Source organism: Streptomyces dryopteridis (assembly GCF_049606955.1).
GTDB lineage: Bacteria > Actinomycetota > Actinomycetes > Streptomycetales > Streptomycetaceae > Streptomyces.
In genome coordinates this window covers 1144248-1156951 of sequence record NZ_CP187114.1, presented here as the reverse complement: position 1 = coordinate 1156951, position 12704 = coordinate 1144248, and the positions used below count along the sequence as shown (strand labels likewise).

Sequence of the window (12704 nt, the reverse complement as noted above, 5' to 3'; positions counted from 1 at the left end):
AAGGCCGGACCGGGCCGGGGCGGTGTGGGGCGGAATGGGACCGGAAAGGCCGAAAACAGTCCATCCGTCGTCATGCGGCGTATGGCACGATGACGCCGCCCCTCCCGCGCGAACGCCGCACCGCGTCGCGCCCGGTGACCGGGGCGTCCCCGCAAGCAGAAGGTCGCTCAACCATGCCCTCTTCCCGGATATCCGGTTCCTCCGCCACGCCCTCCGACGGATCCGCGCACACGCCGTACGGATCGGGTCGACACACCGACCAGCGCCCCCTCCGGCCGCGCGCGCTCGCCCTGCGCGCGGTGTCGGCGACCGCCGTGCTGCTCGGGACCGTGGCCCTCGCGGCCTGCGGCACGGGAGGCGGTACCCAGCCGGTCGGCGCGGCGTCGGGGGCCGGCGCGAGTGCGGCCCCGACCGTCACCGTGACCGTGACCGCCGCCCCCACCTCCACTCCGACCGTCACGGCCACGCCCACGGTCACCGTGACGGAGACGGTCACGACGACCGCCACGGCCACCGTCACAGCCACGGTGACGGAGACCGTCTCCGGTTCCGGTTCGGGTTCGGGTGGTTCGGGGAGCGGTGGGAGTGGCGGTGGATCCGCGACCTACTACCGCAACTGCTCGGCGGCCCGTGCCGCCGGCGCGGCACCGGTCAGGGTCGGCGAACCCGGTTACGGCCGGCACCTGGACCGGGACGGGGACGGCGTCGGTTGTGAATGAGGCTTGAGTGAGGGTGGTGCCGGAGTCCCCCACCGTGACTCCGGCACCGGTCGCGGGGCCGTTGGCGTGAGCGTCGGCTCTGCTCGGCGGGTGAAAAGTGCTTACGGCGTAAGCACTTGAGGAGGTATTGGGGCATGGTTTGGTGGGATTTGCGGCTGTTGTGAGCCGGTTGTCGCGTGGTGGATCGTTACCTCCTCACCCGATCGAGGGTTCGGCCCGGCGGTCGGGCATGAGCGGTGATCCAGGCCGGCAGTAGGCGGTGGTCGAGATGCTTCGGCCCCGATGAGGGGCCGGGAGACTGCCGGTGAAAGGTGCGCCCCTGATGCGTCGTCGTATCGCTCTGACTGCCATGACCGCCCCTCGGCCCACGGGGGGCCGCGCCGGAACGGGTGCGGTGGTCGACGGGGGCGGGGTCGGAGATGAGTGAGCACGCGGAGCGTCCCGATACGTGGGAACTGCTCTTCCCGGCTTCGGCGGACGGATCCGCCGCCGAGGAGACGCTCCTCGTCACGCGGACCTCTGGGACCGGCGCCGGCGGCCACCCGGTGTACGAGGACCGGAGCGGGATCGTCCGGGCGGAGATCAGCGACCGGGGCGAGGTCCGGATGCTCGCTTCCGGCGGGCGACAGAGCCCGCCTCACGGAGTGCGCGCCCGGCGCCCGTCGGCGTGAGGTGTCGACCGGCCCGCCGCGACGCGTCGCGGCGGCCGTGTCCGTCCGCGGTGAGTGCGCGATGCCGCTGGTGTGTTCGTTGATCGATGTCATGCGGCCATGGTGGACGTCCGGTCCGGTCCGGCTCATCCCCCGCGCGGGGGAGCGGAATCCCTCGCGCGGGGGAGGTCACGGCGTGGGGGCGCCGGGGACGATGAACCGCAGGACGAGCCGAGGAGCGGCCGAAGGGCCGGGGGAACCGGGGGAGCGGGCATGTCGAGTGACGGGATGCGGAGTCAGCGGTCGAGGGGAACGTTCGGGCTCGCGGTCGGGTCGCTGCGCCGCGTGGTGCGCAGGGTGTTCGCCGCGACGCGCCAGGCGCTGGTGACGGCGCTGTGGGCCAGGGCGGTCGCCTCGGGCAGGGAGAGTCCGGCCGGGAAGTGGATCGGCGGTTCGACGTGCACGTGCACGGACGGCCGGCGCACGGGTGCCGTGAGTACTCCGGCCAGTTGTTTGAGGGTGCTTCCCGAACTGATCCTGCGGGCACCGGCCTGCCCGATCGGTACCACGGGAGCGCCCGTGGCCAGGGCAAGGCGGGCGACGCCGGTGCGGAACGGCTCCGGAGGGCGATCGCCGGAATCCGCTGCCTCCGGGATGTGGCCTTCCGCGTACAGCAGGACCAGCTTGCCGGCGGCGAGGGCGGGGGCGGCGCCGGCGAGGGCGTCACCGGCCCGGGCGGTGCCACGATGCACGGGGATGTGCCCTTCCCGGGCCAGGGCCGACCCGAGCAGGGGCACGCGCCACAGTCCGGCGGTGGCCAGGACCACCGGCTCGGCGCCGAAGCGGCGGCGCAGAGCGGCGAGCACGAGGGCGGGATCGGCGAGGGAGGTGTGGTTGGCCACGAGGATGCTGCCGGGAGCGATGCGGTCCGTGTGATCGCGTGCGGTGACGGTGAGCCGGCCGAACGCCGGAGCGAGGACCGAGGCGAGGCTGCTGAGCATGGTGGGTCCCGATGGGTGGGGCGAGCTGCCGGGTGCGACGGGCTGCCGGTGGGCGTGTGTTCGCGGGGTGGTGACAGCGTCGCGGTGCGGGGACACGGAGGGCATGGGGGCGGGTACTCAGATCGGACTCGGCGCGTACTCGGGACGGGACGCGAGGTGCCGAGGGCGAGGCCGGCATGCCGGACGGGAGGGGGTGGCAGGGCACGGGGTGGGGTGGGGTCAGAGTGGTTCGCCCCATTCGATTGCGCGGAGGGCCGCGGTGACGGCCCGGCCGTCGCCCACGTCCAGGGCGGTGTCCACGAACTTGAGGACGTGTTCGTCCCCGTGACGCAGGGCGCGGTCCACCAGTTCGGCGACCGTCCCGGGGGTGACCTCCGAGTCCGCCCGTTCCGGGACCGGGTGCGGGCGGGGTTCGGTCGTCCCGTACATGGCGGTCACCGCCGCCGAGGCCGTCCAGGCGGCTCTCAGGCTCTCCGGCCACCATGCGGTGGGCAGGGACGGCAGCACCCGCAGTACCGCGTTGGGCGCGGTGGCCGCGTGCACCAGCATCACAGGGTCGCCGTGACCGAATTCGGCGTACCGGTGGGTGGCCGCCGCGACCAGTTCCCGGAGCGACTGCTCCGCCCGCTGTGCCTCGATCGGTTCGGCGGCCCAGACCGGCAGTCGTTCCACCCGACCGAGCCGTCGCAGGAATCCTCCCGTCTTCGGCACGATCCCCGGCACCGCGGCCAGGGCGCCGGCCGCGTCCGGGGCGCCGGGGGCCGTGCCGACACCGGAGACCGGCACGTAGTGCGAGGCCCAATAGCCGAGGGCGTGGGCGAACTCGTCCAGTCGGGCGCCGACCGGGGCCACCCCCTCGGGGGTGGAGACCTGCCGCAGGGCCCGGACCGCGTGGCCGACGCGGATCACCGGGTGGGTGGCGTGCCCGTACAGCCCGGGCAGCAGCCGGGGCCACCAGTGGGCCAGCAACTCGGGCCAGGGGCGGGACCGGGTCTCGCGCAGGAAGAAGGCCGTCCAGTCCCCGACCCGGTCCTCCCGTCCCAGGGCCTCCCGCCAGTTTTCCTCGGTGACCGGCCAGAGCCCTACCGGCAGCTCCGCGAGCCGTCCCCGGTAGCGGTCCAGCCAGGCGTGCACCGCCTCGGGCCGTCCGCGTGCGGCGAGGCTCTCCACCACCATCGGGGCGTGATTGGACAGGGAGTTGCACAGCTCCGGCCCCGTCCGGTGCAGCCGGCCGAGGGCCTCGTCCAGTCGACCCCCGGCGTCTGTCGGCACGAGCCCGCGTCCTGCGTTCGCGTCACGTTCGATGTCCATGTCCGTCACGCTAAGTGGCCTCGTGTCGGGCCCGGATCCGACCGAGGACCGAACTGCCTCCCCCATGCGCCCTACACCTTTCGACCTATGGGGCGGCCGGGAGTTCGGGGTGGGTCAGAGGATGCCCGTCACGGTGACGGTCACCGAGAGGGGGGTGTCGGGGCTCGGGGGGAGGGAGGCGTGGACGGCCGATCGGACGGCGCGGGTCACGTCCAGGGCCCGGTGCCCTCGGTGCAGCACCACGTCCACGTGGGCGCCGGTCACCTCGCCGGTGGGGGAGCGGCGCAGGCGCAGGCCGCTGGGGGTCGGTTCGCGGGGTGGGGTGGGGGTGGGGAGTCGGCCCATGCGGCGGGCTGCCGCCAGGAGGAGGCCCGCCGGTCCGGGGCGCAGGAAGGCCACGCCGGGGACTTGGAGCACCGCGCGGAGGGTGGGGTCTTGGGGGGTGTCGGGTAGGGCGGGCAGGGTGGTGGTGCCGTTGGGGTTCGTGGGCGGGGGTAGCGCGGGGGCGGGGGACGGGGGCATCAGGGGTGCTCCGGGGGAGGGGTGTGGGGGGTGGTGGGGCCGGGGGTGCGGGGCGCGGGAGGAGGGGGGAGGGCGGGGGAGGGCGGGGTGGTGGGCGTGGCGGGTTCGTGGAGGTCGGTGATGTGGACGTCGACGGTGGAGACGGCGAGGCCCAGTTCGTGGTCGGCGCCGGTGCGGACGGCCCGGCGGACGCGGTCGGCGAGGTCCCGCAGGTCGTGGTCGTGGCCGGCCGAGATCTCCAGGCGGGTGGTCACCGGGGCGCGGTCGTCGGTGGTGGAGGGGAGGATGCCGCAGCGCAGGACGCGGACGCCGGGGACGCGTTCGGTGATCGTGCGCAGGGTGCGGGTGGCGGCGGATTCGTGGATCCAGGTGTCCTCGTCGCTCCCGCCCAAGGGCAGCCGGTGGCCGGGGCGCAGTTCGAGGCGCACGGCGTCCATGATCCGGCCGGTCAGGGCCGTCGTGTCGAGGGAGGGGGAGGAGGCGTCCGGGGTGTCGTGGGGCGGGGTGGGGGCGTGGACGGTGAGGGCGGCGTGCCGCAGGTGGGTGAGATCCCGGAGGGCCGCGGCGCAGTGCGGGCAGACGGCGTCGTGGGGTTCGGGGGCGCCGGCCTCCCACGCGTCCCAGAGCGTGGCCAGGTTCCGGCCGCACGGGAGGTGTTCGGTGTCGGGGGCGTGGCGCGGGGGCGGGGCGCCCGGGGGGTTCACCGCCATGCCGCCATCGCCTCCGTCAGACAACGTCGGGCCCGGAACACCCGTCCGCGTGCCGCTTCCTGGCTGATTCCGACCACCTCCGCGATGTTCTCGTAGCTCATGTCCTCCACCTCGCGCAGCACCCAGCACACCCGTTGCTCCGCCGAGAGGGTGCTCATGGCCTCGGTCAACGCCGTGACGGCCGCCTGCGATTCCGCCGCGCGGGCCGGTGAGGTCCGGTGTTCGGGTGCGGCCGGTTCGGGGACGGCGTCGAGGTCGGCGACCGGGCGTCGGGCCCGCAGGAGGTTCAGGCAACGGTTGCCGACGATTCGGTGCAGCCAGGTGCGGAAGGCGCTGTCGTGTCGGAACTCGGGCAGTTTGCGCCAGGCGCTGACGAAGGCGTCCTGCACGGCGTCCTCCGCCTCGGCCCGGTTACCCAGCAGGTTTTCGGCCAGTCGCAGCATGGCCGGCGCGTGCCGGTGCACCAGGGTCTCGAACGCGTGCTCGTCGCCCTCGCCGGCGCGGGCCGCGAGCGGCCCGTCGTCGCTGGGTGCCGTCGGCATCGCGCTGTCTTGCGCCCGCACGTCCGGTCTCCTTTCGCCGTCGGTCGTCGGTCCGTGCCCCGGCCGGGTACGGGTGTCGGGGTTCACGGTCCGTCGCGTTCCCCCGTCCGAACCGGGCATTCGGACGCGGTCCGCGTAACGGATCCGGATCGTCCGGGTCGGAAGGGGGACGGGATCGCCCGTCCCGAGACCTTCCGAGGAGCGATGATGGGCAATCAGGCCGGGCCGTGGTGCCGGGGTCCGAGATGCCGTGGCGTCCGGTGTGGGCCCTGTGGGCACGGGGTGATCCGGGCCCTTGGTGGTGGGCGCGGGCGGGGCCCGGAGCCTGTCGGGGGCGGGTGGTCGGCCGGCGCCGGTGTGCCGCGAGGGGTGTCGCGCGGGGCGTTCGGGGAGGTTGCGGGACGAGGGGAGGATTCGTCCGCCACGGGGACCCGTGCGTCAACGACGCGTGTGCGACGTTCACCCTGCGGGGTGGTGGGTCGGCCGGTCGGGGCGGGCGTGGGGCGATCGCCGCCCCCCGGGTGGCTGTCCTGCCCGTCGTCTTCGGTCGTTGGTCCTTCGAGTTCGAGGAACGTGTGATCCCCGTGCACCAGCCCACCCTGCCCCCCGCCCCCGTCGCCCCTCCCGTCCCCGCCGTCCCTACGGGCTCCACCGCCGCCTCCTCCCCGCCGCCCCTGTTCCGCGAGGGGCACGAGGAGGACGATCACCCCGAGGTGCCGCCCGCGATCGTGGCCGAATGTCGTTCCCCCGACGAGCACACCCTCGTCGTCCGGCTGACCGGGGAGGTCGACCACTTCTCGGCCGCCCCGCTGCGGGTGCTCCTCGTCGCCGCCGCCGTCTACGGCTACCGGCACCTCGAACTCGACTGCGCCGAGGTGTCCTTCTGCGATTCCGGGCTGCTCTCCGCCCTCGGCCCCTGGCAGCGGGACGGGCGGACCCTGCGGGTGGCGGCCGCCTCCGACCGCGTCGCGGCGTTCCTCGGCACGGCGGCCGGGCTCGTGCCGCCCGCGACGGCCCCGGCGGGGTGAGAGGCGCGGGGCCCGTGCCGGGGGCGTAGGCTCGGGCCCGTGGCCAAGTACTACGACGTGCATCCCGACAACCCGCAACGCCGCACCATCGGCACCGTGGCGAAGGACCTCCGCGGCGGTGCGCTCGTGGCGTACCCGACGGACTCCTGCTTCGCCCTGGGCTGCCAACTCGGCAACCGCGAGGGCATGAACCGCATCCGGACGATCCGGGAACTCGACGACCGGCACCACTTCACCCTGGTCTGCGAGGACTTCGCGCAGCTCGGCAGGTTCGTCCACCTCGACAACACCGCGTTCCGCGCCATCAAGGCCGCGACGCCCGGCGCCTACACCTTCATCCTGCGCGCCTCCTCCGAGGTGCCGCGCGCCCTGCACCACCCCAAGCGCAAGACCGTCGGCGTCCGGATCCCGGACCACACGGTCACGCAGGCGCTGCTCGCGGAGATGGGCGAGCCCCTGGTCTCCAGCACGCTGCTGCTCCCGGGCGAGGAGGAGCCGTTGACGCAGGGCTGGGAGATCAAGGAGCGGCTCGACCACGTGGTGGACGCGGTCGTCGACTCCGGGGACTGCGGCACGAAGCCGACCACGGTCGTGGACTTCTCCTCGGGCGAGCCCGAGGTGCTGCGGTACGGCGCGGGGGATCCCGACCGCTTCGAGTGAGCCCGGCCCCGGCGGGGCGCCCGCCCCGCGGCCCGGACGGCGCACCCGGGATGCGGCGCGGCCCGGGGCCGGCGATGCTGGGGGTGTCGGCGATGCCGACGAGGGCTGTGGGGAACCCCGAGACCCCACAGCCCGCATCCGGCACGGCTCGCGGGTGCCGGCCCGCCCCCGTCGGGGGCGGGCGCCGGGGACAAGGGCGCGGGCGGCGTCAGGGGCGCAGGCGGCGTCCGACTTCGCCGAGACCGGTGGCGAGGGCGTCGAGCTGCTCCGGGGTGAGCACGTCGATCAGGATCTCGCGGACGGTGGCCACGTGCCCCGGGGCGGCCTCCTCCAGTCGGGCCCGGCCCGCGTCGGTGAGGACGGCGAAGACGCCGCGCACGTCGGAGGGGCAGGAGCGGCGGCGGACCAGGCCGGCCTTCTCCATCTGCGTGATCGTGTAGCTGATGCCGCTCTTCGAGTTGATCAGGCCGTTGGCCAGCTCGGTCATGCGCAGTTCGGAGCCGGGGGCGTCGGCGAGGCGGACGAGCACCTCGTACTGCTGGTGGGAGAGCCCGCTGTCGCCCTTGAGCTGTTGTTCCAGCCGGCGGTGGACGAGGGCGGAAGCGGTCAGGAAGCCGTCCCACGCGCGCATCTCGCGCGGGGAGAGCCAGGGGGTGTCGGCCATGGCCCCAGCCTACCAAGTTGTTCGAATTTGAACCTCGGGCTAGGGTGCGAGTCTCCGGTTCAAATTTGAACCACTGATCGCGGGCCACCGCCCGGATCACCGACCTCCGGCCCCGTTCGTTCGCCGCCCTCGGAAGGACCTCCCATGACCGCGACCGCGCACGAGACCACCCCGAGCACCACCCCCGCTCCCCGCTCCCTCGCCGGCGCCGGCTCCCCGACCGCCGACACCGGCCTCCTCCTGCTGCGCCTCGTCCTCGGCCTCACCGTCGCCGCCCACGGCGCCCAGAAGCTCTTCGGCTGGTTCGGCGGCGGCGGGATCGAGGGCACCGGAGCCTTCTTCGGCGCCTCCGGCTACCCCGCCCCCGAGTTCTTCGCCGTCGTCGCGGGCCTCACCGAGGTCCTCGGCGGCCTCGGTGTCGCCCTGGGCCTGCTCACGCCGCTCGCCGCCGCCGGGGTCGCGGGCACCCTCGTCAACGCCGTGGCCGTCAAGGGCCTCGGCGCGTTCTTCGCGCCCGCCGGCGTCGAGTACGAACTGCTGCTGGTGGCCGCTGCCGCCGCCCTCGCCCTGACCGGCCCCGGTCGGTACGCCGCCGACCGGGTACTGCCCGCCGGCCTCCGTGCCCCGCTCGCCGCGCCCCGGACCGGGCTGTTCGCCCTGGGCCTCGGCGTGCTCCTCGCCGTCGTGACCCTCGCGCTGCGCGCCTGAGCCCCGCGGGTTCGCCCGAACGCGCAGCCCCGCCCCCCTCCGCGTTCCCCCGTCAGTTTCGGCCGTTCGGGGGAACGCGGAGGCGTGTCCCGGCGTCGTGCGCCGGCGGGCCCGCCGTTCGGCCGCACGGTGTGGACAGATCGGGCGTCCCGCCAATCGGCCGGGGGCGTCCGCCCGACGGCTGGGAACGGGTGAGGGACGTGCAGGTGTTCATGAAGGCTGTGGCGACGTGTGCGCTGGTCACGGGGCTGACCCTCGTGGCGCCGGCGGCGAGCGGCTGGGCGCAGGACGCTCCGGCCCCGGCGGCCACCACCACCGAGGCCCAGGCCAAACCGAAGCCCAAGCCGAAGCCGAAGCCCGCGCGGGTCTTCGGCGTCGTCGTGTCCCCCTACGGCCTCAACGTCCGCGCCAGGCCGACCGTGAACTCGGACGTCGTCGCCAACCTGGAGAACCGGGAGCGGATCGGCCTGGAGTGCCAGGTGCGCGGGGGCTGGGTGGACGGCAATCCGATCTGGTACAAGGTGCACGGCGTGAAGGGCTGGGTCGCCGCCCGCTACGTGCACAACCTGCAGCCCGTCAGGCCCTGCTGAGCCCTCCTCACGGGCACCCCGTCCTCGGGCGGGGTCGGATGCCGAACCCCCCGAGCGTTCGGCATCCGGCCCCGCCCGACGCGCGTCGGGCGCCGGTCCCCGCACGCGATGGTCAGAGCAGTCCGGCCGTGCGGGCGCGCGCCGGATCCACCAGGGTGATCGTGGCGCCGGCGCCCCGGATCGCGCCCACCTCGGTCAGGCGCCGCAGGATCCGGGACAGGGTCTCGGGCTTCAGGCTGAGGCGGGAGGCGATGACGCTCTTGCTCGCGGGCAGCCGCACGCTCAGCGGGTACGGCGGCAGGGCGGGCGGGGCGTTCGAAGCGAGGCCCGGGTCGGCGGGGGATCCGTCCGTCGGGTGGCCGGCGAGGTCGTGGAGGAAGGCCAGCACCCGTTCCGTTCCGCTGTGCAGGGCGTACTGCTCCACGTCGGAGACCAGCCGGTGCAGGCGCATCGCGAGCCCCGCCGCCATGGCCGAGCCGAAGCCGGGCCGCTGGTCGGAGAGTTCCCGCACCGGGGCGCAGGGCACGGCGAGCAGTCGGCCGGCCGTGAGCGCGAGCGCGGTCACGGGGTAGGGGCGGCCGGTGAACAGGAGGGCCTCGCCGAAGGTCTCGCCCGGTGAGACCAGGGAGACGACCTTCTCGCCGGCCGGGAGCGAGGAGACCGTGAGGCGGACCCGGCCGCGCAACACCCCGTAGAACACCCCGGGGCTCGCGCCGGCCGCGACGATGACCTGGCCCTTGGCCACGTCCACGACGCGGGTGCGGGCGGCGATCGGGGCGAGGTCCTCGGGCGGCACCCGTGAGAACAGGGGCAGGGCGGCGAGCGCCGCCGTGCGCGCCTCACGGTCCGGTCGCTCCGGTAGGTCCCGATTCATGGTTCGGAGTATATCTACGCGGGATTTGATCGAATTTGCGCATATCAGAGCGTTTTTGAGCGTTCGAGCGGCGTGCGCCGTCGTGTGTGTGGGCGGGTCGCGCGCGGGTTCGGGTCTTCGAGCGCCCGCGTAAATAATTTCAGTCCACTGCATCTTTGCGCTACCGTGCAAAACGTGGTGACGAACGAAGGGGCGCCGCGGTCCGAAGCCGGACCGGGGCCGGGGCCGAGCGGTGGGTTGCGCGCGCGCAAGAAGCGGGCGACGCGGTACGCCCTGTTCGAGGCGGCCGTCCGCCTCGCGGCGGAGCGTGGCGTGGAGCACGTCACGGTGGAGGCGATCAGCGAACGCGTCGGAGTCTCCCCGCGCACCTTCTTCAACTACTTTCGCAGTCGCGACGAAGCCTTCGTGATGGCCGACCCCGAGGCCGGCGAACGTCTCCGGGACCTCATCCGGGAGGCCCCGCCGGCCCTCTCCACCCTCGACGTGCTGCGCGGCGCCATCGCGGAGCACCTCGCCGGGTTCGACGTGCCGCCCGAGCTGTGGCGGCTGATGGCCCAGGCCCTCAGCCGGTCCCCGGAACTCACCGGCCGGCTGCTGTCGTTGCAGGCCGAGGAGGAACGGGCCTACGCGACCGTGTTCCTCGAACGCCTCACGGCGCAGGGGGAGGAGGGGCCGGCGGCGGAGCTCTACGCGCTGCTGCTGGCCGCGCTCACCTCCACCGTCGCGCGGGTCTCGATGACCCACTGGCTGGAAACCGAGGGGGAGGTGACGCTCGTGGAGGTCTTCCACCGGGTCTACGACCAGCTCGCGGCCGGGCTGCTCCGGCCCGTGGGCACGAAGGCACCGACCGACGAGGCCCGCCCCCACCCCTGACCCACCCCCACCCCTGACCCCACACCCCCGACCCACCCGCCGGTCCGCCGCGCCGCACCACCCGCCGGCGACCACGTGCACACCGCCGCCGCCCCGGCACCGAGGGCGGCGCCGCGATCCGCCCGCGCGGTCACCCGACCGCGCGGACCGTCCGTCCGCGCGCGATCCCGCGCTCCCTCCCGTCCCCGCCCGCGACGGAAGGGGGCGCGGAGGCCGCGCGCGCCGTTTCTCCTGCCGAGGAAGACTTGTGAGTACCACCCAGGCGCCCGATCGGGTGCCCGAACAGATGGACACCCGCCAGATACTCCAGGCGATGTCCGGACTCATGGCCGGCATGTTCGTGGCGATCCTCGCCGGAACCGTCGTCTCCAACGCCCTGCCCCGCATCATCGCCGACCTCGGCGCGAGCCAGTCCTCCTACACGTGGGTGGTCACGGCCGAGCTGCTGGCGATGACGGCCACCGTGCCGCTCTGGGGCAAGCTCGCCGACCTCTTCAACCAGAAGCTGCTGCTCCAGCTCTCGCTCGGCCTGTTCGTGGTCGGCTCGCTGGTCGCCGGCTTCTCGCACGGGGTGGGCCTGCTCATCCTCAGCCGCGTCATCCAGGGCATCGGCGCGGGCGGGCTCACGGCCCTCGCGCAGGTGGTCATGGCGGCGATCATCCCGCCGCGCGACCTGGGCAAGTACGGCGGCATCTTCGGCGCCGTGTTCGCCGTGGGCACGGTCGCGGGCCCGCTCGTCGGCGGTGTCCTCGTGGACACCGACTGGCTCGGCTGGCGCTGGTGCTTCTTCGTGGGCGTGCCGTTCGCGCTCGCCGCGATCCTCATCCTCCAGCGCACCCTGAAGCTGCCCACTCAGCGCCGCGAGGTCAAGATCGACTTCCTGGGCGCGTTCCTGATCGTCGCGGGCGTCAGCGCCCTGCTGATCTGGACCACGTTGGCCGGCAACAGCTTCGCGTGGGGCTCCTGGCAGACCGCCGCCCTCACCACCGGTGGTGTGGTGCTGCTGGGTCTGGCGGTGCTGGTGGAGGCGAAGGCGCAGGAGCCGATCATCCCGCTCGGGATCTTCCGCAACCGCACCGTCACCCTCACCACCGTCGCGAGCTTCTTCGTCGGCACGGCGATGTTCGCCGGATCGGTGTTCCTCGCCCAGTACTTCCAGATCTCCCTGGGCAAGTCCCCGACCATCGCGGGCCTGATGAGCCTGCCGATGATCGGCGGTCTGCTGGTCTCGTCCACGATCGCCGGTCAGATCATCAGCAAGACCGGTCGCTGGAAGAACTTCCTCGTCGGCGGCACCGTCACGATGGTCGCGGGCGCGGCCCTGCTCGCCACGATCGACGCGGACACCCACTTCGGGCTGCTCAGCCTGTACATGGCGATCCTCGGCATCGGCGTCGGCATGATCATGCAGAACCTGGTCCTGGCGGCGCAGAACGACGTGCCCGCGCACGAACTGGGCGCGGCCACCTCCACCCTGTCCTTCTTCCGCAGTCTCGGCGGCACCGTCGGCACCAGCGTGCTCGGCGCCCTCCTGGCCAACCGGGTCACGGCCGAACTGACCAAGGGCGGCATGGGCGCGGCCGGCGGCGGGGGCGGCGAGTCCTCGGTCCCCGACCTGAAGACGCTCCCGGAGCCGGTGCGGGAACTCGTGCAGCACGCGTACGGGGTGGCCACGGGCGAACTGTTCCTGGCGACCGTGCCGTTCGCGGTCATCGCGCTGATCACGGTGGTCTTCATCAAGGAGACCCCGCTCAAGACGGTCAACGCGATGCAGCGGCGGGCCCAGGAGGAGGCGGAGGCCGAGGCGGCCCGACCGCCCAAGGACGCCGCGACCCACTGACCCCGACCCGAT

General features: G+C 73.8%; 15 protein-coding genes. 8 read left to right on the top strand and 7 right to left on the bottom strand.

Annotation, left to right across the window (positions count from 1 at the left end; translation table 11 throughout):
• Positions 1-173: 173 nt before the first annotated feature.
• Positions 174-719, top strand: coding sequence for an excalibur calcium-binding domain-containing protein (locus ACN20G_RS31640; RefSeq protein WP_424216676.1), 546 nt, complete (start codon positions 174-176; stop codon positions 717-719).
• Positions 720-1138: 419 nt separating this feature from the next.
• Positions 1139-1390: a DUF6296 family protein gene (locus ACN20G_RS31635; protein WP_424216675.1), complete on the top strand. Its 252-nt coding sequence runs from the start codon at positions 1139-1141 to the stop codon at positions 1388-1390.
• Between the two features lie 275 nt (positions 1391-1665).
• On the opposite strand, the gene ACN20G_RS31630 is transcribed toward ACN20G_RS31635, so the two are convergent.
• The 5 genes from ACN20G_RS31630 to ACN20G_RS31610 form a co-directional block, all read right to left on the bottom strand.
• Complete coding sequence (locus ACN20G_RS31630; protein WP_424216674.1) at positions 1666-2370, bottom strand: lysophospholipid acyltransferase family protein; 705 nt, start codon at positions 2368-2370, stop codon at positions 1666-1668.
• 219 nt (positions 2371-2589) lie between these two features.
• Complete coding sequence (locus tag ACN20G_RS31625; RefSeq protein ID WP_424216673.1) at positions 2590-3681, bottom strand: questin oxidase family protein; 1092 nt, start codon at positions 3679-3681, stop codon at positions 2590-2592.
• 114 nt (positions 3682-3795) lie between these two features.
• Positions 3796-4203, bottom strand: a complete 408-nt coding sequence (locus ACN20G_RS31620) for an Asp23/Gls24 family envelope stress response protein (RefSeq protein ID WP_424216672.1) — start codon at positions 4201-4203, stop codon at positions 3796-3798.
• A complete protein-coding gene (locus tag ACN20G_RS31615) occupies positions 4203-4913 on the bottom strand; it encodes an Asp23/Gls24 family envelope stress response protein (RefSeq protein WP_424216671.1) in 711 nt (236 codons plus the stop codon). Before ACN20G_RS31615 ends, ACN20G_RS31620 begins: the two co-directional genes overlap by 1 nt.
• On the bottom strand, positions 4904-5455 hold the full coding sequence (locus ACN20G_RS31610) for an RNA polymerase sigma factor (RefSeq protein WP_424217407.1): 552 nt from the start codon (positions 5453-5455) through the stop codon (positions 4904-4906). The genes ACN20G_RS31615 and ACN20G_RS31610 overlap by 10 nt, the downstream gene beginning before the upstream one ends.
• 521 nt (positions 5456-5976) lie before the next feature.
• Between ACN20G_RS31610 and ACN20G_RS31605 the strand changes: the two genes are divergently transcribed.
• Both ACN20G_RS31605 and ACN20G_RS31600 read left to right on the top strand, forming a co-directional pair.
• On the top strand, positions 5977-6483 hold the full coding sequence (locus tag ACN20G_RS31605) for an STAS domain-containing protein (protein ID WP_424216670.1): 507 nt from the start codon (positions 5977-5979) through the stop codon (positions 6481-6483).
• A 39-nt stretch (positions 6484-6522) separates the two neighbouring features.
• Positions 6523-7143 carry an L-threonylcarbamoyladenylate synthase gene (locus ACN20G_RS31600; RefSeq protein ID WP_424216669.1) on the top strand — a complete coding sequence of 207 codons (621 nt, stop codon included), beginning with the start codon at positions 6523-6525 and terminating at the stop codon, positions 7141-7143.
• Positions 7144-7351: 208 nt separating this feature from the next.
• Here ACN20G_RS31600 and ACN20G_RS31595 read toward each other — a convergent pair whose 3' ends face one another.
• Complete coding sequence (locus ACN20G_RS31595) at positions 7352-7807, bottom strand: MarR family winged helix-turn-helix transcriptional regulator (RefSeq protein WP_424216668.1); 456 nt, start codon at positions 7805-7807, stop codon at positions 7352-7354.
• A 144-nt stretch (positions 7808-7951) separates the two neighbouring features.
• Here ACN20G_RS31595 and ACN20G_RS31590 point away from each other — a divergent pair, with 144 nt between their 5' ends.
• Together ACN20G_RS31590 and ACN20G_RS31585 are read left to right on the top strand one after the other, a co-directional pair.
• Positions 7952-8515 carry a DoxX family protein gene (locus tag ACN20G_RS31590; protein WP_424216667.1) on the top strand — a complete coding sequence of 188 codons (564 nt, stop codon included), beginning with the start codon at positions 7952-7954 and terminating at the stop codon, positions 8513-8515.
• Positions 8516-8727: 212 nt separating this feature from the next.
• A complete protein-coding gene (locus tag ACN20G_RS31585; RefSeq protein WP_424217406.1) occupies positions 8728-9105 on the top strand; it encodes an SH3 domain-containing protein in 378 nt (125 codons plus the stop codon).
• A gap of 112 nt (positions 9106-9217) precedes the next feature.
• Here ACN20G_RS31585 and ACN20G_RS31580 read toward each other — a convergent pair whose 3' ends face one another.
• On the bottom strand, positions 9218-9979 hold the full coding sequence (locus tag ACN20G_RS31580; RefSeq protein WP_424216666.1) for a Crp/Fnr family transcriptional regulator: 762 nt from the start codon (positions 9977-9979) through the stop codon (positions 9218-9220).
• A 174-nt stretch (positions 9980-10153) separates the two neighbouring features.
• Here ACN20G_RS31580 and ACN20G_RS31575 point away from each other — a divergent pair, with 174 nt between their 5' ends.
• Both ACN20G_RS31575 and ACN20G_RS31570 read left to right on the top strand, forming a co-directional pair.
• A complete protein-coding gene (locus ACN20G_RS31575) occupies positions 10154-10852 on the top strand; it encodes a TetR/AcrR family transcriptional regulator (protein ID WP_424216665.1) in 699 nt (232 codons plus the stop codon).
• A gap of 286 nt (positions 10853-11138) precedes the next feature.
• Positions 11139-12692: an MDR family MFS transporter gene (locus tag ACN20G_RS31570; RefSeq protein WP_424217405.1), complete on the top strand. Its 1554-nt coding sequence runs from the start codon at positions 11139-11141 to the stop codon at positions 12690-12692.
• The last annotated feature ends 12 nt before the right edge of the window (positions 12693-12704 follow it).

What these genes read in the sequence shown, in the direction of transcription:
- ACN20G_RS31585 (WP_424217406.1), top strand. Translation starts at nt 8,728, where the DNA reads ATGAAGGCTGTGGCGACGTGTGCGCTGGTCACGGGGCTGACCCTCGTG.
- ACN20G_RS31630 (WP_424216674.1), bottom strand. Translation starts at nt 2,370, where the DNA reads ATGCTCAGCAGCCTCGCCTCGGTCCTCGCTCCGGCGTTCGGCCGGCTC.
- ACN20G_RS31620 (WP_424216672.1), bottom strand. Translation starts at nt 4,203, where the DNA reads ATGCCCCCGTCCCCCGCCCCCGCGCTACCCCCGCCCACGAACCCCAAC.
- ACN20G_RS31580 (WP_424216666.1), bottom strand. Translation starts at nt 9,979, where the DNA reads ATGAATCGGGACCTACCGGAGCGACCGGACCGTGAGGCGCGCACGGCG.
- ACN20G_RS31590 (WP_424216667.1), top strand. Translation starts at nt 7,952, where the DNA reads ATGACCGCGACCGCGCACGAGACCACCCCGAGCACCACCCCCGCTCCC.
- ACN20G_RS31610 (WP_424217407.1), bottom strand. Translation starts at nt 5,455, where the DNA reads ATGCCGACGGCACCCAGCGACGACGGGCCGCTCGCGGCCCGCGCCGGC.
- ACN20G_RS31615 (WP_424216671.1), bottom strand. Translation starts at nt 4,913, where the DNA reads ATGGCGGTGAACCCCCCGGGCGCCCCGCCCCCGCGCCACGCCCCCGAC.
- ACN20G_RS31640 (WP_424216676.1), top strand. Translation starts at nt 174, where the DNA reads ATGCCCTCTTCCCGGATATCCGGTTCCTCCGCCACGCCCTCCGACGGA.
- ACN20G_RS31595 (WP_424216668.1), bottom strand. Translation starts at nt 7,807, where the DNA reads ATGGCCGACACCCCCTGGCTCTCCCCGCGCGAGATGCGCGCGTGGGAC.
- ACN20G_RS31635 (WP_424216675.1), top strand. Translation starts at nt 1,139, where the DNA reads ATGAGTGAGCACGCGGAGCGTCCCGATACGTGGGAACTGCTCTTCCCG.
- ACN20G_RS31570 (WP_424217405.1), top strand. Translation starts at nt 11,139, where the DNA reads ATGGACACCCGCCAGATACTCCAGGCGATGTCCGGACTCATGGCCGGC.
- ACN20G_RS31625 (WP_424216673.1), bottom strand. Translation starts at nt 3,681, where the DNA reads ATGGACATCGAACGTGACGCGAACGCAGGACGCGGGCTCGTGCCGACA.